General features: G+C 64.3%; 17 protein-coding genes. 10 read left to right on the top strand and 7 right to left on the bottom strand.

Going from position 1 to position 21769, the window contains the following annotated elements; all coding sequences use genetic code 11:
* Nucleotides 1-103: 103 nt before the first annotated feature.
* Nucleotides 104-973 carry a crotonase/enoyl-CoA hydratase family protein gene (locus WAB17_RS11410; protein ID WP_435417469.1) on the top strand — a complete coding sequence of 290 codons (870 nt, stop codon included), beginning with the start codon at nucleotides 104-106 and terminating at the stop codon, nucleotides 971-973.
* Between the two features lie 2 nt (nucleotides 974-975).
* Here WAB17_RS11410 and zapE read toward each other — a convergent pair whose 3' ends face one another.
* The 3 genes from zapE to WAB17_RS11425 are packed head-to-tail and all read right to left on the bottom strand — an operon-like array spanning nucleotide 976 to nucleotide 3389.
* Nucleotides 976-2103 (bottom strand): cell division protein ZapE, encoded by a 1128-nt coding sequence (gene zapE / locus WAB17_RS11415; RefSeq protein WP_435417470.1) that lies wholly within the window; start codon nucleotides 2101-2103, stop codon nucleotides 976-978.
* Nucleotides 2104-2110: 7 nt separating this feature from the next.
* Entirely contained in the window at nucleotides 2111-2602 is a 492-nt protein-coding gene (locus WAB17_RS11420; protein WP_435417471.1) for a PaaI family thioesterase, read from the bottom strand.
* Between the two features lie 4 nt (nucleotides 2603-2606).
* Complete coding sequence (locus WAB17_RS11425; protein ID WP_435417472.1) at nucleotides 2607-3389, bottom strand: succinate dehydrogenase iron-sulfur subunit; 783 nt, start codon at nucleotides 3387-3389, stop codon at nucleotides 2607-2609.
* 115 nt (nucleotides 3390-3504) lie between these two features.
* Here WAB17_RS11425 and WAB17_RS11430 point away from each other — a divergent pair, with 115 nt between their 5' ends.
* Nucleotides 3505-4239, top strand: a complete 735-nt coding sequence (locus WAB17_RS11430) for an SDR family NAD(P)-dependent oxidoreductase (RefSeq protein WP_435417473.1) — start codon at nucleotides 3505-3507, stop codon at nucleotides 4237-4239.
* Nucleotides 4240-4399: 160 nt separating this feature from the next.
* Here the strand turns inward: WAB17_RS11430 and WAB17_RS11435 are convergent, their stop codons facing one another.
* Nucleotides 4400-5200, bottom strand: a complete 801-nt coding sequence (locus WAB17_RS11435) for an NTP transferase domain-containing protein (RefSeq protein ID WP_435417474.1) — start codon at nucleotides 5198-5200, stop codon at nucleotides 4400-4402.
* 4 nt (nucleotides 5201-5204) lie between these two features.
* A complete protein-coding gene (locus WAB17_RS11440) occupies nucleotides 5205-6209 on the bottom strand; it encodes a D-alanine--D-alanine ligase family protein (RefSeq protein ID WP_435417475.1) in 1005 nt (334 codons plus the stop codon).
* 83 nt (nucleotides 6210-6292) lie between these two features.
* Here WAB17_RS11440 and WAB17_RS11445 point away from each other — a divergent pair, with 83 nt between their 5' ends.
* The gene (locus WAB17_RS11445; RefSeq protein ID WP_435417476.1) at nucleotides 6293-7762 is read left to right on the top strand and encodes a hypothetical protein; all 1470 of its coding nucleotides are present in this window, start codon (nucleotides 6293-6295) and stop codon (nucleotides 7760-7762) included.
* On the opposite strand, the gene WAB17_RS11450 is transcribed toward WAB17_RS11445, so the two are convergent.
* Complete coding sequence (locus WAB17_RS11450) at nucleotides 7763-8659, bottom strand: haloalkane dehalogenase (RefSeq protein WP_435417477.1); 897 nt, start codon at nucleotides 8657-8659, stop codon at nucleotides 7763-7765. It abuts the gene before it with no gap.
* A gap of 67 nt (nucleotides 8660-8726) precedes the next feature.
* Here WAB17_RS11450 and WAB17_RS11455 point away from each other — a divergent pair, with 67 nt between their 5' ends.
* Nucleotides 8727-9362: a class I SAM-dependent methyltransferase gene (locus WAB17_RS11455; protein ID WP_435417478.1), complete on the top strand. Its 636-nt coding sequence runs from the start codon at nucleotides 8727-8729 to the stop codon at nucleotides 9360-9362.
* A 27-nt stretch (nucleotides 9363-9389) separates the two neighbouring features.
* On the opposite strand, the gene WAB17_RS11460 is transcribed toward WAB17_RS11455, so the two are convergent.
* Nucleotides 9390-12089 carry an Rne/Rng family ribonuclease gene (locus tag WAB17_RS11460; protein WP_435417479.1) on the bottom strand — a complete coding sequence of 900 codons (2700 nt, stop codon included), beginning with the start codon at nucleotides 12087-12089 and terminating at the stop codon, nucleotides 9390-9392.
* Nucleotides 12090-12546: 457 nt separating this feature from the next.
* Between WAB17_RS11460 and WAB17_RS11465 the strand changes: the two genes are divergently transcribed.
* The 6 genes from WAB17_RS11465 (at nucleotide 12547) to WAB17_RS11490 (ending at nucleotide 21765) form a co-directional block, all read left to right on the top strand.
* Nucleotides 12547-13425 (top strand): N-acetylmuramoyl-L-alanine amidase family protein, encoded by an 879-nt coding sequence (locus tag WAB17_RS11465; RefSeq protein WP_435417480.1) that lies wholly within the window; start codon nucleotides 12547-12549, stop codon nucleotides 13423-13425.
* Between the two features lie 99 nt (nucleotides 13426-13524).
* Complete coding sequence (locus tag WAB17_RS11470; RefSeq protein WP_435419378.1) at nucleotides 13525-16029, top strand: penicillin-binding protein 1A; 2505 nt, start codon at nucleotides 13525-13527, stop codon at nucleotides 16027-16029.
* Nucleotides 16030-16104: 75 nt separating this feature from the next.
* A complete protein-coding gene (gene prfB / locus WAB17_RS11475; protein WP_435417481.1) occupies nucleotides 16105-17232 on the top strand; it encodes a peptide chain release factor 2 in 1128 nt (375 codons plus the stop codon).
* A 100-nt stretch (nucleotides 17233-17332) separates the two neighbouring features.
* Nucleotides 17333-19531: a beta-propeller domain-containing protein gene (locus WAB17_RS11480; protein WP_435417482.1), complete on the top strand. Its 2199-nt coding sequence runs from the start codon at nucleotides 17333-17335 to the stop codon at nucleotides 19529-19531.
* Nucleotides 19532-19580: 49 nt separating this feature from the next.
* On the top strand, nucleotides 19581-20339 hold the full coding sequence (locus WAB17_RS11485; RefSeq protein ID WP_435417483.1) for a class I SAM-dependent methyltransferase: 759 nt from the start codon (nucleotides 19581-19583) through the stop codon (nucleotides 20337-20339).
* A 19-nt stretch (nucleotides 20340-20358) separates the two neighbouring features.
* Nucleotides 20359-21765 (top strand): NAD(P)H-dependent flavin oxidoreductase, encoded by a 1407-nt coding sequence (locus WAB17_RS11490; protein WP_435417484.1) that lies wholly within the window; start codon nucleotides 20359-20361, stop codon nucleotides 21763-21765.
* Nucleotides 21766-21769: the final 4 nt, after the last annotated feature.

Below are 21769 nucleotides of genomic sequence, written 5' to 3' on the forward strand. Positions count from 1 at the left end.
TTTCGGGGGCCGGATGGACCGCATTGGTACCGAATTCGAGGACGGCGTAACTGGCGCGCAAGGGGGGTCGCAATCTCATGCCGCAGCAGATGGGGGCTATGGCATGACGGACGCGATACTCGGGCACACGGATATTCCGGCGCAGCTGTTGCAGTTGGACGAACTGGACGTGATGTACCAGCCGGATACGCAGGCGCTGTGGACGTTCATGCGCCCGGGCGGGCGACCGAGCTTCACGCCGCCGATGCTGGGCGATTTCGAAGACTGGCAACGGCTGATCTCCGACAGCTTCGGACCGGACCAGATACCGCTCAGATATCTGATCCTAGGCAGCCGCGCCCCTGGAGTGTTCTGCTATGGCGGCGACCTGGCGCTTTTCCGTCAACTGATTCTCGATCACAACCGCGACGGCCTGGTGCGTTACGGCCACCGCTGCTGCCAGATCCTCCACCGCAACATCAACACGCTGAACCTGCCGATCCTGACCATCGGCCTGGTCGAAGGCGCGGCGCTGGGTGGCGGATTCGAGGCGCTGCTGTCGTTCGACTACATCATCGCCGAGCGCAGCGCGACCTTCGGCCTGCCGGAAGTGATGTTCGGCCTGTTCCCGGGCATGGGCGCGCACGCACTGCTGAGCCGCAAGCTGGGCAGCGCCATGGCCGACAGGATCATCACGTCGAACCGCACCTACAGCGCGGCGGAGATGTTCGATCTCGGCATCGTGCACCAGCTGGCCGATGACGGCGAAGGGGTGGAGGCGACCCGCGATTTCATCCGCAAGAACGACCGGCGCCATTCCGGCCTCGTTGCGGCAAGGCGGGCGACCAAGGTGTCGTGGGCGCTCGAACTGTCCGAATTGACGCGCATTACCGAGATCTGGGCCGATGCCGCCCTGATGCTCGGCGAGCAGGACCTGCGGCTGATGGAGCGGCTGGCATCGGCCCAGCAGCGCGGGGCGCAAAAGGCCGCCTGACGCTAGCTCGCCGTGTCGGCAGCCCCGTGCCCTAGCGCCATGTATTCGGCGCTGCGCATTTCCATCAGGCGGCTGGCGGTCCGCTCGAATTCGAAGCTGCCGTCTCCCGAGGGATAGAGCGCCTCAGGCTCTGCCGCGGCGGTGGCGAACAGCTTGACCCGGTATTCATAGAGCGCGTCGATCAGCGTCATGAAGCGCGCCGCCTCGTTGCGGTTCTCCGGCCCCATGACCGGGATGCCGACCAGGATGACCGTGTGATAGGCGCGGGCGATGGCGAGGTAGTCGGTCGCGCCGCGCGCCTCGCCGCACAGCTTCCTGAAACTGAACACGCCCACGCCCTTCAGGCTCTTGGGCACATGCAATGTCCTGCCGCCGCCGACATCGAGCTCGGCGCTGGGCACGTTGGCGGCGTCTTCGGGCTTGTAGTCGGTGAGGCGGAAGAAGGCCTCGCGCACCTGCGCCGTCGCCTCATCGCCTAGCGGCGTGTGCCAGGTGCCCAGATCGCCCAGCCGGTCGAGCCGGTAGTCGGTCGGCCCGTTCAGTGGCAGCACGTCGAGTTTCTCCTCGATCAATGCGATGAAGGGCAGGAAATGCTCACGGTTGAGCCCGTCCTTGTAGAGATGGTGCGGAGGCCGGTTGCTGGTGGTGACGATGGTTACGCCATGATCCAGCATCAGCGCCCGGAACAGGCGCCCCATGATCGCGGCGTCAGGTGAATTATTGACGACCATCTCGTCGAAGGCGAGGCAGCGGACATCGGCGGCGATCTGCGCCGCAACTGGCGGGATGGGATCGCCGCTCTCGCTCTTGCGGGCCTGGTGCAGGCGGGCGTGGACCTCTTGCATGAAGGCATGGAAATGCACCCGCCGCTTGCGCGAAATGTCGAGCGTCGCATGGAACAGGTCCATCAGCATCGACTTGCCGCGCCCGACGCCGCCCCACATGTAGACGCCGCGGACAGCCTCGGGTTTGCCCTTGAGCGCACGCCAGATGATGGAGCCGCGTTTGGGGACCGCTTCCAGTTCCTGTTGCAGCCGGTCGAGCCGCTCGGCCACCGCCGCCTGTTCCGGATCGGCGCGCAATTCACCGGCTTCGACCAGCTCGCGATAGCGCTGCAGCATACCGCTCACGCGCCTTTCATCCTTCGGTCGGCCCCGAATTCAGCCCGGGAAGGTCGCGCAGCGGCAGCTTGCGGATGATGCCGGAATAGCTGGCGACGATATCCTCGTCCTGCACCACGGTCCCGCGCACGAACACCAGCTTGCCGGTCTCGCGCATGATCTCGGTCACGGCGTCGAGCGGCCGTGCGGGATCGCCGCCACCGACGAACTGGGTCGAGAGTTCCAGCGTTACCGAAGGCCCCGCATTGCCGCTGCCGACCACGTGCATGGTGGTGAACAAAGAGATGTCGATCAGCGCCAGCGTCACCGCGCCGTGGATGATGCCCTGCAGGTTCTCGTGCCGGCGCTCGGGAAACATCCGCAGGCGGCACTTGTCATCCTCACGCCGGGTGATGAGCTTGCCCATCACGGCGCCGTTGAACAGCGTGTCGTCCTTGAGATTCCAGTGCCGCCAGCCGGGATTGTGCGGGTCCGGCCCGTGTTCGAAAATCGTGTCGGACAGGGCCATCGGATCAGATGGCGCGTTCGGCCATCATCTTCTTGGTTTCGGCAATTGCCTTCGCCGGGCTCAGACCCTTGGGGCAGACATTCGCGCAGTTCATGATGGTGTGGCAGCGATAGAGCCGGAACGGGTCTTCGAGCTGGTCCAACCGCTCGCCGGTCATCTCGTCACGGCTGTCGGCCAGCCAGCGATAGGCCTGCAGCAGGATCGCCGGGCCGAGGAACTTGTCGCTGTTCCACCAATAGCTGGGGCACGATGTCGAGCAGCAGGCGCACAGGATGCATTCGTAGAGGCCGTCCAGCTTCTCGCGCTGTTCGGGCGATTGAAGGCGTTCCTTGCCAGACGGGGTCGGCGTGACGGTCTGTAGCCAGGGGCGGATACTGGCGTACTGGGCGTAGAAATGGGTGAAGTCGGGGACGAGGTCCTTGATCACTTCCATGTGCGGCAGCGGCGTGATGCGCACCTCGCCCTTGAGGTCCTCAATCGCGGTGGTGCAGGCGAGGCCGTTCTTGCCGTTCATGTTCATCGCGCAGGACCCGCAGATCCCCTCGCGGCACGAACGGCGGAAGGTCAGCGTCGGATCGACGTCGTTCTTGATCTTGAACAGCGCGTCGAGAACCATCGGGCCGCAATCATCGAGATCGACCTCGAAGGTGTCGTAACGCGGGTTTTCGCCGCTGTCGGGATCGTAGCGATAAATCTTGAACTTGCGGACCCGGCCTCCCGCTTCGACCTTGTGCTCGCGGCTCTTGCCCGTGATCTTGGAGTTCTTGGGAAGCGTGAAAGTGGCCATGGATATCGACGTCCTGCGTTCTAGCGTGCCGCCTATCTAGCGAAATCGCCCGGCTGCACAAGGTGGCCGAAAGGGCGGATTGTGGCCAATTTTGCAAGTGCTATTCGGGCGGGCGATGGATGAAGCGGCAGCACAGTTCCGGACGGCGGCGATCTTCGGCGCCAGCGGCGGCATCGGCGCGGCGCTGGTGCGAACGCTGGCAGGGCAAGGCCTCGGGCGCATCTTTGCCGGTTCCCGTAGCGGGAACGTGCCGGAAGGGCCGGGGATAGAGCCGTTCCGGTTCGACTACGACGATCCCGGCAGTATCGCCGACGCCGCCGGTCGCATGGCGGACCACCCGCCCGACCTGGTCATTGTCGCCACGGGTGTCCTGACGCTTCCGGACGGGACCGGGCCGGAACGAAGCTACCGCCAGATCGACGCCGATGCGATGGAACGGGTATTGCGGCTCAACACGATCGGCCCGGCGCTGGTGGCCAGGCACATGCTGCCGCTATTTCCGCGCGACCGGCGCTGCGTATTCGCGGTACTTTCGGCCCGGGTCGGGTCGATCGGCGACAACCGCATTGGAGGCTGGCACAGCTACCGCGCCTCCAAGGCTGCGCTCAACATGCTGGTACGCAACTTCGCCATCGAACTGGGACGAACGCACAGGCACTCGCTGGCGGTTTCATTGCATCCGGGCACGGTGGACACAGCCTTGTCCGAACCGTTCCAGGCCAATTTGCCCCAAGGCCAGCTGACCGGTCCGGACGCGGCCGCGCGCAAGCTATTCGGTGTGATCGACGGCCTGACCCCTGCCGACAGCGGTTTCCAGTTCGACTGGAAGGGCGAGCGCGTCCCAGACTAGCGAACGGACAGCCGGCCAGAAGCCCTGTGCCTGTAGCGTTTTCCTACATGGAAAACCGCTGCTAGCGACGCACCGGCTCTTTCGCCCGGTGGATTGTCCCGGGCAGATCCCGGCCTGTCGATCTGTTGGATTTTGGTGTGAACTTGGTGTGACCTTCCGATCAGGCCGGCCGTACTTCCTTGCGGCTCGGCAGGAGCGCTTCGCACACAGCGTAGGTCCGCTCGTTGTCGACATCGATGGCGAGCCCGCCGTCGGCAAAGAAGGTCGCTTCCATGGTGATGCCGAAGCGTTTGCCGACCCGGCGGATGGCGCTGGGTGCGGAAACCAGCTTCAGCCCCATCAGCAGGATGTTGAACAGGCCGAAGGCGCGGATCATGCGGTCGCGGTTCTTCTGGAACTGCCCGCCTTCGCGGAACGCCTCTGCCGCGACGAAGGCCTTGCGGTTGGCGAGGCCGTAGATGTTGCAATTGGCATAGCCGCCGTCGCGGAACTGGTAGAAATTGCGCTGGCCTTCGCTGTGCGCGGCGCGAACGTCGGCCTCGCGGGCGAGGGCGAGGGTCGCGTCGGTCCGCTTCAATGTGGCGCGAACCTGTTCGAAACCCTCTGCGCTCAGCAGCACGTTGTCGGCCGTGGTGATGATGAACGGCCCTTCGTCATTGCCCGCCGCCGCAGTGACGCTGTCGACGATGCCGGTGTGCGAATCGACGAAGCGGACAGGCACGCCGCGATCCGCGAACTGCCCTAGCAGTCGACCGACCTCCGCTTGCGCCTCAGGCTCGATCGAGATGCGGATTTCGGCGAGGTCCGGGCGGGCCGTAACCGTGTCGAGTACCCATTCGATCAGCGGCCGTCCGCAAATCGGGGCCAGGCATTTGTGCGAAACGCCGGCGCGTTCCGCCAGTGGGTTAACCACCCCGGCACGCTGGGCGCCGAGGATGATGACGATCGCCTTCGCAGCCAAGACCCTACTCCGTCAGTCCGTGGCGCCGCAGGCTTTCGGCCAGGATCGTCTCGATCAGCTGTTCCTGCGTCCAGCCGGCCAGCACCGCCGCCTTGCCGAACACCTTCTGCGACCACAGATTGCAGTTGAGGTTGAGTTCGAGGAACGTCACTTCGCCGGTTTCCTCGTTCACGCGGAATTCGAACCGGCCGTAATCGAACGGACGGTATTCGTCCCAGGCCTTGCGCGTGTAAGCGGCGATGACTTCGGTCATTCCGGGGTTCTCGAACGGATCGAGCGAGTACTTCTGGCTGCGGTCGACCAGGTCGCGCTTCTCCTGGTAGGTCCGCAGGTGCGACGGATCGGCCTGGCGGAAGATCATCATCGGCAGGATTTGCGGCTCGCCGTTGATGGTGATGACCGCCACCTCGACATCGCTGCCGTCGATGAAGGGTTCGACCAGGGCATCGTGGCCCAACGCGTGCACGCCGTCGATGGCGGCCTTGACGCTCGCCCAGTCGGTCGCGTCATGCACGCCCCAGCTGGCCGAGCTGTTGTTGGGCTTGACCACGAAACGCGCGCCTTCGGGGCACTTGGCGGGATCGATCGGTGCGCCGCGGCGATAAATCGCCCAGGGAGCGGTCGGCACGTCGGCTTCGCGGACTGCCATCTTGGCCAGGTGCTTGTCGTCCGACAGGCCGCGGACGATCGGGCTCGCGCCGAGGTAGGCGATCCCGGCGCGCTCGCACAGCAGGGGGCACAGCATCTCCGAATTGAAGAAACCGGCGCGGTTGAGCAGCGGGAAGACGAAATCGACATCCGGCTTGTCCCACAGCATGTCGAAATTGTCGGTGATCGTGAGGTTGAGGCCAAGGCCCGTCAGCACCTGCGACATCTCGCGATGGTAGAAGGCGTGGTTGCCGTCTTCCGGCTTGCCGGTGCCGTCCCAAAGGGCATTTTTGGCGAGGAACAGAATCCGCAGTCGCTCCTTGGCGGCAGGGTCGATGGTAAGGGGGGTGAGCTGTGACAATTCCGGAAGAACCCGCGATTATGGTGTGAAAGCGCCGCATAGGTCTGCTAGGCGGCGCTTCCAAGTCGAATTTGAAGAGCGTGATGGGCGTGACAGCAGATTTTCCCGATATCCAGCCCGCCTATCGCGGCAACCCCCACGCCGCCGAACTGATCGCCAAGCTGTCATCGGGCGGCGATGCCCGAATCACGCTTGATCCGGAGACGGGTTTGAACCGTTACCTGTCTGCCCCCTATCCGCGCCGGACGCTGGCTTTTGCCTCTTCGACCGCCAATGACATGTCGGCTCAGGCGTTCGACCATCTCCTTGCGCTGCAAGGGTCGGGGACGCCGGACTATGCCGAGCAATTGGCCGGGTTGGGGTGGCGGGTCCTGGCCACCTATGGCGTGACCAGTGCCGCCAATGTGGTCTTTGCGCCTTCCGGTACCGATCTCGAATTCGTGGCTCTGGCAGCGGTCGCCGGGCGAGGTGCGGCGGGTACGCACAATATCCTCCTCGGCGCAGACGAGGTCGGCAGCGGCTGTATCCATTCGGCGCAGGGACACTACTTTGCCGGGGAGACTGCGCTGGGCGTGGCGACCCGGCCCGGCGATCCGGTCGCGGGCCTCGGCCCGGTTTCGCTGGTCGACATTCCCGTCCGCAGCAGCGATGGCGAGGCCCTCGTAAGCGAAGATGTCGCCCGGCAAATTCGTGCCGAGCTTGTCATCGCCCGCGACCAGGATCGGCATGCGCTGCTGCACGTCGTGCATGGTTCCAAGACCGGGCTGATCTTGCCGAAGCTGCGTGAAATCGACCTTCTCAGGCAGGAATTCGGCGACGGCATGACCCTGGTCGTCGACGCATGCCAGGCGCGCATCACGTCGCAGGCGGTGCGCGACTATCTCGACCGCGATGCCATCGTTTTCGTTACCGGTTCGAAATTCATGGGCGGGCCGCCATTTTCCGGCATGGCGCTTGTCCCCGCCAGCGTGATTTCCCGTGCAGCGCCGTTGCCTGCCGGTTTTGCGACGCTGTTCCGCCGCGCCGAGTGGGGCGAGGGCTGGGACGGTCGCGAGCAGCTCGAAGACAGCGCCAACGCTGGTCTCGCGCTTCGTCTCGAGGCGTCGGTGTTCGAGCTCGAGCGGTTCCAGGCACTGGCCTTTGCGGAAGTCGAGCGGGTCATTCACGCCTTTCAGCGGGCCATTGTCGCGCAACTTGTGGAAGGTCAGGGCTTTTCCATGGTGCGGCCCTATCCGTCGGGCCGCGAAGCCCAGGCAACCGATTATCCGCTTGAAATGCAGACGCTGGCGACACTCGACATCAGCCGACACCCGCAGGCGCGTTCGTTCGACGAGGCGCAATCGCTTTACCGCTCGCTCGACAGGCTAGGCTTGCGGCTTGGCCAGCCGGTCAAATGCGTCCGCCTGCCCGAAGGGGGATGGGGCGGGACCTTGCGCGTCGGATTGTCCATGCCGCAGGTGACTGAGCTTGCCGCCCTGTCCGACGCAGAGCTGGCGGCGGTCATGGCCGAACGGATCGGCCGCTTCGCCGAGGCGCTGAGCGTTCCGGCCTAGCTAGCGGCCGGCCCGGCGCGCAGTGTCGAGGATCGCCCGGACGAACCCTTCGGGATCGTCCTCCTGGATGAAATGATGTCCCTTGAGCGTGCGGTGGAGATCGTTGCTGCGCGCGCCCGGTACCCGCTCACGAAACGCTGCGTCGCCGCCGCGCGTGATCGGATCCTGGTCGGAAAAGGCGCAGGTGAACGGCTTGTCGAAGGTCTCGAGCACTTCCCACGCGGCCAGTTGATCGGGCACGGCGACGTTGTCTCCCAAGGGCACCAACGAGGGGAAAATTCGCGCCCCGGCCTTGCTGGCGCGGTTGTGGAACGGCGCGTCGTAAGCGGCAACTTCGGCGTCGCTCAACGTCCGTGTGGTGGCGCGCTGGAGGATCTTGCCGATCGGGAAGACCGGGCTGTACCTGGAGAAGGCCCGCCACTTGGCAAAGGCCGGCGGCGGGTCCTGACCGGCCGGCAATCCGCCGTTCGAGAGCACTACGCCTGCGAAACGCTCCGGCATGGCTGCCACCAGTCGCAGTCCCACAAGAGAGCCCCAGTCCTGGCAGGCCAGGATGATGTTCTCGAGGTTCAGGGATTCGACCCAATTACGCATCCATGTGACATGAGCGGCGTAGCTGTAGTCGCTCCTGGAGCCGAGTTTGTCTGACTTCCCGAAGCCGACGAGATCGGGCGCAATGACGCGGTATCCGGACTCCACGACAGGCGGGATCATAAAGCGGTAGAGATAGCTCCAGCTCGGCTCGCCATGCATCATCAGGACTGGCGAGGCTTCACGCGATCCCTCGTCGACATAGTGCAGCCGAATATCGCCCGGCAGCATGTGGTAATGCGGCGCGAATGGATAGTCGGGCAGGTTGGCGAAGCGCTGCTCTGGCGTACGGACGATTGTGGGCATGCTATCCTCTCCCATTGGCCGGGAAACTCTGGCACATTGCCGGGCAACGGAGAAGGGAGAGACAATCATGGGCCTTGGCGACTGGTGGGACCGCCACGGCGTGCCGCGGGTGATCAGGTTCGCTTGCGGGATGCCGGCGATCATGAAACTCCGCAGCCAGGTGGTGCCGCTCGCCAGCGGGGACGTCTTCGAACTCGGCTGCGGCGGCGGGATCAACCAGCAGTTTTACAATGCCGCGGCGATTCCCCGCTACGCCGGGATCGATCCGGGAGGAAAACTGCTCGAATATGCCCGCGCCAAAGCCGTGAAGAAGGGTTGGCAGGCGGATATCCGTGACGGGATCGGGGAAGCAATTCCCTTCGAAGACAACAGCTTCGATACCGTTGTCTGCACCTACACCATGTGTTCCGTGCAGGACCAGGCGCAGGTCGTTCGCGAGATGCGCCGCATCCTCAAGCCCGGCGGGCGGCTGTTGTTTCTCGAGCACGGGCGCGCGCCCGATGCCGATGTGGCGCGCTTCCAGAATCGCTTGGAGCCGTGGTGGAAGCCCTTTGCCGGCGGCTGCCATCTGACCCGCCCCGTGACCGAGGCGGTCCGGGCAGGGGGCTTCGAAGTCGAACCGATGGGCGCACGCTATTTGCCCAAGACGCCCAGGTCGATCGGCTGGAACGAATGGGGCGTGGGAATCAAGGCCGGAGCCTGATCCCCACCCGACGGGCCTGACCCGACGTTATTCCCCGAAAGTGCGCTGCCACCAGCCACGGCGAGGCGTGCCGGTGTCTTCCGCCTTGGTTGAAGGCTCGGGGGTTGCGGGCTCTGCAGCCGGCGCTTCCCCGGACGATGGCTCCGCATCCTCGGCCTTCTTGCGCCGTGTCCGCTTGGGCTTGCTCGGAGCGTCCTCGGCTGGCGCATCCGCAGTTGCGGCCTGTTCCTCACTGACCGCTTCCGGCACCTTCTTGGCCCGACTCCGGCGCTTCGGCTTTTCTTCTGCAGGCGCTTCAGCAGCATCCGGTGCAGCGTCAGCCGTCTCGGTGACAGCATCGGCCTTCTTGCGGCGCACGCGCTTCGGCTTGGCAGGTGCCTCCTCCTCCGCGGGCTGGTCCGGAGCTACATCCGCCTCTTGGTCTTCAACCGAGGCACCCTGCTGGTCATCGCCAGCTTCCGCATCGCTGCCTTCCTCGCCGGACGATTCACTCTGGCCGCGACCGCGACGACGGCGACCGCCACGACGGCGACGCTTCTTCGGGCGGTCCTCGCCCGTTGCGTCGTCCGCTCCGTCCTCGCCGCTATTGCCATCCCGCGAACCGGTGGCTTCGCCTTCATCGCCGTCGTTCTCGGCAGACTGTTCGTCCTCGTCACGAACCTTGCTCCGTCCGCGACCGCCACGACGCCGGCGGCGGCGCTTATTGCCGCGATCGCCATCTTCGTCGTCGCCATCACGGTCTTGCCGCTGGCCGCGATCGTCCGCCTCGTCGTCCTCGTCCTCGTCCTCGGGCAGGTCATCATCGTCCTCGACGACAATCGGGTCGAAGCGCGGAGCCTGTGACGGACGCGGGCCCGAGCTGGCCACGCTCATCTTGGCGCCTTCGTCCTCGCCTTCGGGGATGACCTCGACGGTCACGCCGTAGCGGTCCTCGATTTCCTGCAGGTCAGCACGCTTTGCATTGAGCAGGTAGATCGATGCTTCCATGCTGGCCTTGAGCGTGATGATCGTCCCTCGGCCCTTGGCCGCCTCGTCCTCGATCAGGCGCAGCGCGGAAAGGCCGGCGCTCGACGCGGTGCGGACGAGGCCGGTGCCGTCGCAGTGCGGGCAATCGCGGGTGGTTGCCTCCAGCACGCCTGTGCGCAGGCGCTGGCGGCTCATTTCCATCAGGCCGAAGCTGGAGATCCTGCCGACCTGGATACGCGCGCGATCGTTCTTCAGCGCATCCTTCATGGCCCGCTCGACTTTGCGGATGTTCGAGCTGTATTCCATGTCGATGAAGTCGATCACGACCAGACCGGCCATGTCGCGCAGGCGCAGCTGGCGGGCGATTTCCTTGGCCGCTTCCAAATTGGTCGCGGTCGCCGTCGCTTCGATCCCGTGCTCCTTGGTCGATCGGCCCGAGTTGATGTCGATCGAGACCAGCGCTTCGGTCGGATTGATCACGAGATAGCCGCCGCTCTTGAGCTGGACCACCGGGTCATACATCGCCCTGAGCTGGTCTTCCGCGCCGTAGCGCTGGAACAGCGGCATGGGATCGGAATAGGGCTTAACCCGCCGCGCGTGGCTGGGCATCAGCAGCTTCATGAATTCCTTGGCAGCCTTGTAGCCACCTTCGCCCTCGACGACGACTTCCTCGATTTCCTTGTTGTAGATGTCGCGGATGGCGCGCTTGATGAGGTCGCTGTCCGAATGGATCAGCGCCGGCGCGCTCGAGCTCAGCGTCGTTTCGCGGATCCCGTCCCAGAGGCGGGCGAGGTAGTCGAAGTCGCGCTTGATTTCCGGCTTCGTGCGCTGGAGGCCGGCGGTGCGAACGATCAGCCCCATGCTCTTGGGCAGGCTAAGGTCGGAGACGATTTCCTTGAGCCGCTTGCGGTCGCCTGCGCTCGAAATCTTGCGGCTGATCCCGCCGCCATGCGACGAGTTGGGCATCAGCACGGTATAGCGGCCGGCGAGGCTGAGATAGGTCGTCAGGGCGGCGCCCTTGTTGCCGCGCTCTTCCTTGACGACCTGCACCAGCATCACCTGGCGGCGCTGGATGACGTCCTGGATCTTGTAGCGGCGGCGCAAGGCCTGCCGCTTGGCGCGAACCTCGTCGACTTCCTTGGCGCGGGCGCGACCGCCTTTGCCATTCTTGCCCTGCCGGCGACCGCGACCATTACGGCGATGGCGTGGCTGATCGCTGTCGTCATCGGACGATCCGGCTTCATCGTCATCTTCGTCGCCGTCTTCGTCCTCGGCATCGCCGCCATTTTCAAGCTGGCCTTCCTCGATGGTGGCAACATCGTCCTTCTCGGACGTGTCGATTTCCTCGAGGCCATCCTCGGCGAGGTCTTCGACCAGCGCTTCGGCCGACTGGCGATCTTCGGCGTCGTATTCGTCGCCGGGCATTTCGCCGCGCTCTTCCTCTTCGGCGCGCAGGCGGGCCTCTTCCTCGGCAGCCTCGGCCTCTTCGGCCAGCAAGGCTTCGCGGTCGGCTTGCGGGATCTGGTAATAGTCGGGATGGATTTCGCTGAAGGCGAGGAACCCGTGCCGGTTGCCGCCGAAGTCGACGAATGCTGCCTGCAGCGACGGTTCGACCCGTGTTACCTTCGCAAGATAGATATTGCCCTTGATCTGCTTGTGTTCGGCAGATTCGAAATCGAATTCCTCAATCCGGTTTCCTTGGAGCACCGCCACCCGGGTTTCTTCCTGGTGGCGCGCATCGATTAGCATGCGCGTTGCCATGTAATTCTCTCCATGCGCGCTTGCCTGCGGGTCCTGACAGGACCGCTGCGCGCAGATATGTGTTGGAACCGCCGGAGCGCATTGCGCCGGCGGAAGCGAGTGACCGGCCCGGACGCAAAAGAGGCGTCGGGGCACGGGATTCTGCGTCTACGCCGGAAAGCATGCGCTGCTGTCGCGCCCGTCCACGAAGGACGTTCCCCATGGCCACGGCATCGCAGGGAATTGCCTGCTCGCCGGGTTGCGGGAAAGGGATGCTCATCTGGTGTATCAACCTGTCTTTATTACCCATTCGCTTGGACACGAACGGACGCCTGAGTTGTATCGCCGCGCATAAGCGGGCGCCGTCGGGCTGCCCGGCGAAGCAAGCCTGCGGTTCCCGTCGTGCTAGCATCGCGGGACAACTCCGGCAACTATATTGCGCAGTTGGATAGCTTGGCCCTAACAGCAGGCCCTAATCATGTCGCTGCGCGCCCAACTCTGGATCGTGTTTCTGTTGCCGCTGCTGCTGGTGGCGGGACTGCTGGCCTTTGGCTTGACCATCCCCGTTCCGCATCTGGGGCGCGGCTATGTGATCACGGTCGACTTGCCTGACGGCGACCGGATGGCCGAGCTGCCGACGGTCTACGGGCCCCCGGACAGATCGCGTCCGCTGGTGGTTATCGATGCCGGCCACGGCGGCAAGGACCCCGGCGCGAGCGGCGCTTCGATCCGCGAAAAGAACCTCGTTCTTGGGCTCGCCCTCGCGCTCAAGGATGCGCTGCTCGAACAGGGTGGCGTGCGCGTGGCGCTGACGCGCGAGGATGACCGTTACCTGGTGCTGGAGGAACGTGCGGAAATCGCGCGCTTGCTGGAGGCCGATCTCTTCATTTCGATACATGCGGATTCCGCTGGCGAAGTGAGCGGCGTCAGCGGTGCCAGCATCTACACCCTGTCCGAGAAAGCATCGAGCGAGGCCGCCGCCCGCTTCGCCGAGCGCGAGAACAACGCCGACAAGGTGAACGGTGTCGAGGTTGCCGGACAAAGCGATGCGGTCAATGCGATCCTGGTCGAACTGGCCCAGCGCCGTGTGCAGGAGGAGTCGGCCGAGTTTGCGGGACTGGTCCTGCGCGAAGGTGCGGGACAGCTCAATTTCCATCCGCAGCCACGCCGTTCGGCTTCCCTTGCGGTCTTGCGGGCGCCCGATGTTCCTGCGGTCCTGTATGAATCGGGCTATATCACCAATCCGGCGGATGCGGCGCGACTGGCCTCAGCCGAAGGAAGGCAAGTGTTCGCCGACACGCTGGCACGCGCGATCCGTATCTATTTCGCACGCCAGACCCGCGAACAGGGCGGGTAGCAAGACCGATGAAAGCCGCAACAGGCCGTCACGCACCTGGACGTTGCGCGAAACCCTATGGCGCAGCGTCGAAACGCCGTGCTAGGGCACGAGGCAATCATGGTCGATAGTTCCTCCTTCCAGTCTTTTCATTATCGTATCCGGCGCGAAGCTTCGGGCCTCGCCAACTGGGTCCGTGGCAAGTGGGCCGATAGCCGCTGGTTCCGCCGTGGCGCGATACTTCTGGGCGTTCTCCTCGCCGGATGGCTGCTGCTATGGGCGGTCCTCGCCAAGGACTTGCCCGACGCGGAAACCCTGCTGGAATACGAGCCGCAACTGCCGACAGTGGTTCGCGGCGTGGACGGCGGCATCGTCCATTCCTATGCCCGCGAGCGGCGCGTGCAGCTTCAGTATGCAGACTTTCCGCGGCAGTTGATCGAGGCCTATCTGGCGGCCGAGGACAAGACGTTCTTCAGTCACGGCGGGATCGATGCCGGCGGTCTGTTGGGCGCTGTCGTCGATTATGTCAGCAAGCTGGGGTCGGGCGAACGAGCCGTCGGCGGTTCCACGATCACCCAGCAGGTCGCAAAGAACATCCTGCTCACCAACGAGTATTCGATCACCCGCAAGCTCAAGGAAATGCTGCTCGCCAGACGCATCGAAAGCGTGTTGACCAAGCAGGAGATCCTCGAACTCTATCTCAACGAAATTCCTCTCGGGCGGCGCAGTTTCGGCGTGCAGGCGGCGGCGCGTGCCTATTTCGACAAGGACGTCGGCGATCTCGACCTGCACGAGGCAGCGTTCCTCGCGATCCTGCCCAAGGCACCGGAAACCTACAGCCGCGCCAAGTTCGCCGATGTGGCAATGGAGCGGCGGAATTTCGTACTCGACCAGATGGTCGAAAACGATTTCGTCACCCAGGCCGAGGCCAGCGCCGCCAAGGCGAGGCCGCTGGGCCTGGTGACGCAGCGGCGCGAACGATCGGCTGATGCGGGCTACTTTCTCGAGGAAGTGCGCCGCCAGCTTATCGAACAATTCGGCGAAACCCCCGAAGACGGCGGCAACAGCGTCTATGGCGGGGGACTGTGGGTGCGCACCTCGCTCGACATGGACATGCAGGAGGCCTCCCGCGATGCCCTGCGCCAGGGGCTGATGAACTTTCACGGCGGGCGCGGCTGGCGCGGGCCGATTGCCACGATCGACCCCGATAACGGCGACCTTGCGAGCCAGTTGGCGAGCTCGAACCTGTCGATCAACTACCAGAACTGGCGCGTCGGCGTGGTCACGGAGCGTGCCGGCAATCGCGCGACAATCGCCTTTGGTGATGGCACCACGGCCCCGCTGACCGGCCTTCCCGATGCACTGAGGGTCGGGCATGTCACCGCCGCCTCGCCCGATGGCAACGGCTTCAGGGTGCGATCGCTTCCCGAGGTGTCGGGGGGTGTGGTCGTCCAGGATCCGATGACCGGCCGCGTCCTCGCCATGCAAGGCGGCTTCGACAGTCGCCTCGGCGATTTCAACCGGGCCACCCAGGCGCAGCGCCAGCCGGGCTCGACCATCAAGCCGTTCGTCTATGCCACCGGCCTCGACAACGGCTTCACTCCGTCGACCCAGGTCGAGAATTCGAGCTATTGCTACTACCAGGGATCGCAGCTGGGCGAGAAATGCTTCCGCGGCGGGCGGGGGGGCAAGTACCCGCTGCGCTACGGGCTGGAACAGTCGCAAAACATCATGACCGTCCAGATCGCAATGGAATCGGGCATGCCCAACGTCATCAACACCTTCAAAGCGCTAGAGATCGGAAGTTACGACCCCTATCCCGCCTTCGCCCTGGGCGCGGGCGAAACAACGGTGATGAAGATGGTCAACGCCTATTCCACGCTGGCCAACCATGGTCGTCTCAACACGCCTACCTTGATCGATTACGTTCAGGACCGCCGCGGCAAGGTGATCTGGCGCGCGGACAAGCGCGAGTGCACGCGCTGCAAGATGGACGAATGGGATGGGCGGCCGATGCCGCGACTGAAGCCGCTGGGCAAACAGGCGATGGACGCCCGGACGGCATTCCAGGTGATGCACATGCTGGAAGGCGTCGTCACCCGCGGGACCGGTCGTCGGCTGAAGGATCTCGGCCTGCCGCTCTTCGGCAAGACCGGCACGACCACCGGACCGACCGACGTGTGGTTCATCGGCGGAACACAGCAATACATCGTCGGCGCCTACGTCGGATACGACCAGCCGCGCAACCTCGGCGGTTACGAAGGCGCCTCGCTCGCAGCCCCTATCGTTAAGCGCGTGATCGCGGATACTCGCAAGCGCTGGCGGGAAGACCCGGCTATCGCCCCGGCTGGCGTCAGGATGGTGCGGGTCGATCGCCGCACCGGCAAGCAGGTCTACGAAGGCTGGCCGAACGACGGCGAGGATACTGCCGTCATCTGGGAGGCTTTCAAGCCGGACACCGAACCGCCACGCTCGACTGCCGCCGATGAAATCGAGGCGCGCCGGAAGGAAATCCTCGAGCTCATCCGGCGCGGCGCCACGGCGTCGCAGCAGCGTCCGCAGCGCGAAAGCGAAGAGGTGGAAGGGCTCGAAAGTTTCGTCGAGGAGCAGGGCGGCATTTATTAGCGGGTCGAGCTCCGCTAAGCCGCCCCGAAGTCGGGGCGCCTGTGCCCCGCCACCAGTGATCAGAAGGAATTTCCCATGCGTGCCGAAGGGCAGGCCCATATCGACCGTATCAACGCAGCACTCAGCCTCGTGCGCCAGTCGCTGGACTGGGAGCGGGCGCTGCGTCGGCTCGACGAACTCAATGCCCGCGTACAGGACCCCAAGCTGTGGGACAATCCGAAGGAAGCGCAGGCCATCAGCCGCGAGCAGAAGCAGCTCGAAACAGCGGTCGATACCGTCAAGCTGATCACACGGGAAATGGCCGATGCCATCGAGTTCGTCGAACTCGGCGAGGCCGAGGGAGATGACGACGTGATCGCCGAAGGGCTCGCCAGTCTTGCGGCCCTCGCCGAACGCGCGGATGCCGACAAGGTACAGGCTCTGCTTTCGGGAGAAGCCGACGCCAACGACACCTATATCGAAATCCATGCTGGGGCCGGAGGAACCGAGAGTCAGGACTGGGCCGAGATGCTCATGCGCATGTATGCTCGCTGGGCCGAAAAGCGCGGCTTCAAGGTCGAGACGGTCGAATACCAGGCCGGCGAGCAGGCGGGTATCAAGTCGGCGACGCTGCTGGTCAAGGGCGAGAACGCCTATGGTTACGCCAAGACCGAAAGCGGGGTGCACCGGCTGGTCCGGATCAGTCCCTACGACAGCTCTGCACGGCGGCACACCAGTTTCAGTTCTGTCTGGGTCTATCCGGTGATCGACGACGAGGTCGACATCCAGATCAACGAAAGCGAACTCAAGATCGACACCTACCGCGCCAGCGGGGCGGGCGGCCAACACGTCAACACCACCGATTCCGCAGTCCGCATCACGCACGTACCCACCGGCATCGTCGTCGCCAGCCAGAACGACCGCAGCCAGCACAAGAACCGCGCCACCGCGATGAACATGCTCAAGGCGCGGTTGTTCGAACGCGAGATGGCCGAGCGCGAAGCGGCGGCGAGCGGCGAGTATGCCGAGAAGACCGAAATCGGCTGGGGCCACCAGATCAGGAGCTACGTCCTGCAGCCCTACCAGATGGTCAAGGACCTGCGCACCGGCGTCACCTCAAGCGCGCCCGACGACGTCCTCGACGGTGCGCTCGACCCCTATATCTCCGCCGCGCTCGCCCAGCGGGTGACAGGCGAAAAGGTCGATATCGACGACGTAGAATAAGCCCTGCAAACCAGCAACATAGGTCCCGGAAAGGGACTGGATTCCTGTTGCTTCCCCGACCGATCGGCGTAACCTGCCCTTAAAACAAGGGAGGGGGCGCATGCATTTCCCGTTACGGTTCGCACTGGCTGTTGCGTTTGTGTCGGTTCTCGCGGCCCCGGCCGCAGCGACACCGGTGACCGGGGTGGTCATCCTCGATCCCAGCGAGATCGGCGCCATGCCGGTCGCGGTCGAAGCAATCGAGGTCTCGGAACCGGATGACGATCGCGCAGAGCGCGTGATCCTGCCCTATCAGGACCGCCGCTATCGTAGCTTTGCGACCGACCGGTTGGAAACATTCGCGTCCGAAGGCGAGTTCCGCAAGCTCTTGCGCGACGTCCAGCGGCTCCAGCGCCGGTCCGAGCGATACGGCTCCAGCAAGGGAAGCGGTCCCGGCCAGGAGGAAATCGTGGTCGCATTCATGCAGGACGAACAGGACCCCCTGTGCACCGTGCCGGAAGATTGCCCGGAAGACGGCGGAGAGGCCAATATCGTCGTGACCGGTACGCGGGTTTCGAGCAATGCGCTCAGCGTCGCCACCGCTGTCAACGTCACCAACACGCAGGTCGCCGCAGTCGATGAAGGCGACATCGTCAAGATGATCGGCGACTACCTGATCGTGTTGCAGGACGGCCGGCTGTTCGCGATCCATTATCCCACGATGAAGTTGACCGACCGGGTCGATGTCTACCGCAAGGACAGCGACGGCGACCCGATCGGCGCGGACTGGTACGACGAGATGCTGGTGCAAGGCGACCAGGTCATCGTCACGGCCTACAGCTATTCCGACAGTGCCAGTGAGATAACGGTCCTGCGGCTCGACCGAGAGACGGGCAAGATCGCACCGCGGGGCGTGTTCCTGATTTCGTCGGAAGATTATTACGACGTCGACAATTACGCGACCCGGATAGTGGGCGACCGGTTGGTCATCTACACGCCGTATGAAGCCGAGCGGATGGCCAGCCGCAGGGATCGGCCGGCGATCCGCCGCTGGCAACCGGACGAGGATTTCGAAGAAGCCAGGGCACGCGGCAGGCCGCTGCTGGATGTGCAGGACATCTACAAGCCGATCTTCGGCCTGGCCGAACCGTGGATTCATACAGTTTCCATCTGTCCGCTCGCGCCGGTCGAGACCAAGGGGCTTGAATGCGCGTCCACGGCTTTCATGGGTACGGACGCGGCAGAGATGTATGTATCGGGCGAGGCGGTCTACCTCTGGACCACTGCTGTCGGGTACGATGACCGTGCCTGGCGGGATTGCGACGCTGGTGCCGGCCGCCCGCAATTCGGCGGCGTCGCACCCGGGGCCGTGTTCCGTATTCCGGTGCTGGGAGGCAAGCCCGGTGTCCTCGGCGTGCGCGGGGCGCCGTTCGACCAGTTCGGGATGGATTCCGACGGGGACCGTTTCCGGTCGCTGGCAAGCTGGAGCGCGGCGAATTGTGACAACTGGTATGCCCCGAACGAAGTCGCCCTTTTCGAAGCCTCGGAAAGCCGATTCGGCGATCGCTATGTCGCGGCGCGTCCATCCGATTTCGTGGCGCTTCCATCAGTACCACGCGGCAAGGTCGAAAACCGGTTCGCCGGGGACTGGCTCGTTTATGGCAGCCGCGACCGATGGGCCCGGTACGCGCCCGACGACGAGGATGAAATCGACAAGGCTCGGCGAACCGTCGTGCAGGCTGTGCCGCTGGCTGACCCCGGCGCGCCGCGCGCAGTTTCGATCGGGCATAGTCTCATCAGGCTCGAACGGATCGGCCCGACGGACGTGGTCGCCAATGGGTATGCCGACGAGTCCGGCCTGCGTGTCAGCTATCTCGGCCTGGAAGGGGCGACGGGCGTCAGGAGTTCCGCTTTCCTTCCCGGGCGATACGAAAGCGAAAGCCGTAGCCATGCATTCAACGCCACGGTCGATGCTGCGGGAGAAGGTATGCTCGGCATCCCGACGGTGACCCGCAAGCAGCAGGCTGGCGGCTGGTGGTGGTATTCCGACACCTCGGACCTTTCTTTCCTAGGCTTCAACGATGCGGGAAGGCTGAACGATGCGGGCCAGCTGCTGGCAACGCCCGAAAACGAGGTCCGGACCGGCGAGGAATATTCGTGCGAAGTGTCCTGCATCGACTGGTACGGCAATGCCCGCCCCATCTTCCTGAAGGGCAAGGTCTACGGCCTGATGGCAACCGAATTGGTGGAAGCAGAAGTCGTCGGCGGCACAGTGACCGAACGCCGCCGGGTGGACCTGACGGGCGCAGTCCAGCCCTGACGCATTCGCCTTTTGCGTCGGCGTGGTGGAGCGGCTAGAGCCAGCGGCGATGACACCTGTTCGATCCCTTGTTTTCGCGGCGATGCTGGCCGCCACGACTGCTTGCAATCCGCTGGCCGATACAACGGCGAGCGAACGCCCGGAAAGCTCGCGCGAGTTCCCCCAACCAGACCGTCCGGTATCCGATCTCGGCTCGAACGAATTCAGCACGGAAACCGCCCGCGACAAGGTCGACGAGGCCCGCAAGGTGATGGACTTCGCCGCGATAGAGCCGGGCATGACGGTGGCCGATATCGGCGCGGGCGAAGGATACTATACCGTCCGCCTGGCCGAGCGGGTCGGGGAAACCGGGCGTGTCCTGGCCCAGGATATCGACGGCGATGTCCTGCAACGGCTGGGCAATCGCGTCGAGAAGGAGCGGCTCGACAATGTCTCGATCAAGCTGGGTGGGATCGACGATCCGCGCCTGCCCGAAAACAGTTTCGACCGCGTGTTCATGGTGCACATGTACCATGAAGTCGGCGAACCCTATGCCTTCCTGTGGCGCTTGTGGCCGTCACTGAAGGCGGGCGGCAAGGCGATCGTGGTCGATGTCGACCGGCCAACGGACCAGCATGGCATCCATCCGTTTCTGCTCAAGTGCGAATTCGAGCAGGTCGGGTTCGAACTGGAAACCTTCCGCGATTCCCCGGAACTCGCGGGGTACTATGCAGAGTTTCGCCGAGCCGCTACGAGGCCGGAACCGAAGGATATAAAGCCTTGCAAGGGGGCGCTCGCCAAGGCCGCGAAGGCGGGCGGGAACAGATAGCGCAGGAATTGGAATTTCGATGACATTCAAGGGTTTGCAGCCGATTCTCTACGGCGGGCGCGAGGTATGGCCGCTGGTTGAAGGCGGCAAGGGGGTTTCTGCCACCAACCACATGAGCTCTGGAGCCTGGGCTGCTGCAGGTGGCATCGGCACCGTCAGCGCGGTCAATGCCGACAGCTATGACGCGGACGGCAATGTTATCCCGCAAGTTTACCCGCAAGCGACCCGCAAGGAACGTTTCGAGCAACTCGTCCGCTACGCCATCGATGGTGCGACCGAGCAGGTCAATCGGGCCTACGAGATCGCCGACGGCAAGGGTGCGATCAACATCAACGTGCTGTGGGAACAGGGCGGCGCGCAGAAGGTGCTCGAGGGCGTTCTCGAGAATTGCGGCGACAAGATCACCGGCGTGACCTGCGGTGCGGGGATGCCTTACAAGCTGGCCGAGATCGCGCAGCGTTTCAACGTCCACTATCTGCCGATCGTCAGCTCGGCCCGCGCTTTCCGCGCGTTGTGGAAGCGCAGCTATTCCAAGGTGCCCGATCTGCTGGCCGCGGTGGTCTACGAAGACCCGTGGCTCGCCGGCGGGCATAACGGCCTTTCCAATGCCGAAGATCCGACCAAGCCGGAGGATCCCTATCCCCGCGTAAAGGCACTCCGCGAAACCATGCGCGCCGAGGGCGTTTCCGAAGACACCGCCATCGTCATGGCCGGCGGGGTGTGGTTCCTGCGCGAATGGAACGACTGGATCGACAATCCGGAACTCGGCAAGATCGCTTTCCAGTTCGGCACGCGGCCGCTGCTGACGCAGGAAAGCCCGATCCCGCAGGTGTGGAAGGACATGCTGCGAACGGTCGAGCCGGGCGACGTGCTGCTGCACAAGTTCAGCCCTACCGGCTTCTATTCCAGCGCGGTAAAGACGCCGTTCCTCTACGACCTGATGCACCGCTCAGATCGGCAGATCCCGATCTTCAAGCGCGACGAGGAAGAGGGCACCGTGCCGCTGAGCGATCACGGCAAGGCCAAGTATTTCTGGGTCCATCCGGGCGACCAGCGCAAGGCGCAGGCGTGGATGCACGAAGGGTTCACCGAACCGCTCAAGACGCCGGACAACACCGTGGTCTTCGTCACCCCCGACAGCGCCGAGCAGATCCGCGCCGACCAGCAGGGGTGCATGGGCTGCCTCAGCCACTGCCAGTTCTCGAGCTGGAAGGACCATGACGACCACACCACCGGTCGCCTCGCCGATCCGCGCAGCTTCTGCATCCAGAAGACGCTCCAAGACATCGCCCACGGCGGCGATCCCGACGACAATCTCGCCTTCGCCGGCCACGCGGCCTACCGTTTCAAACAGGACCCGTTCTATTCGAACAACTTCACCCCGACGGTGAAGCAACTGGTCGAGCGGATTTTGACGGGGGATTGATCCC

Origin of the sequence: Parerythrobacter aurantius (assembly GCF_045291475.1) — a bacterium.
GTDB lineage: Bacteria > Pseudomonadota > Alphaproteobacteria > Sphingomonadales > Sphingomonadaceae > Parerythrobacter > Parerythrobacter aurantius.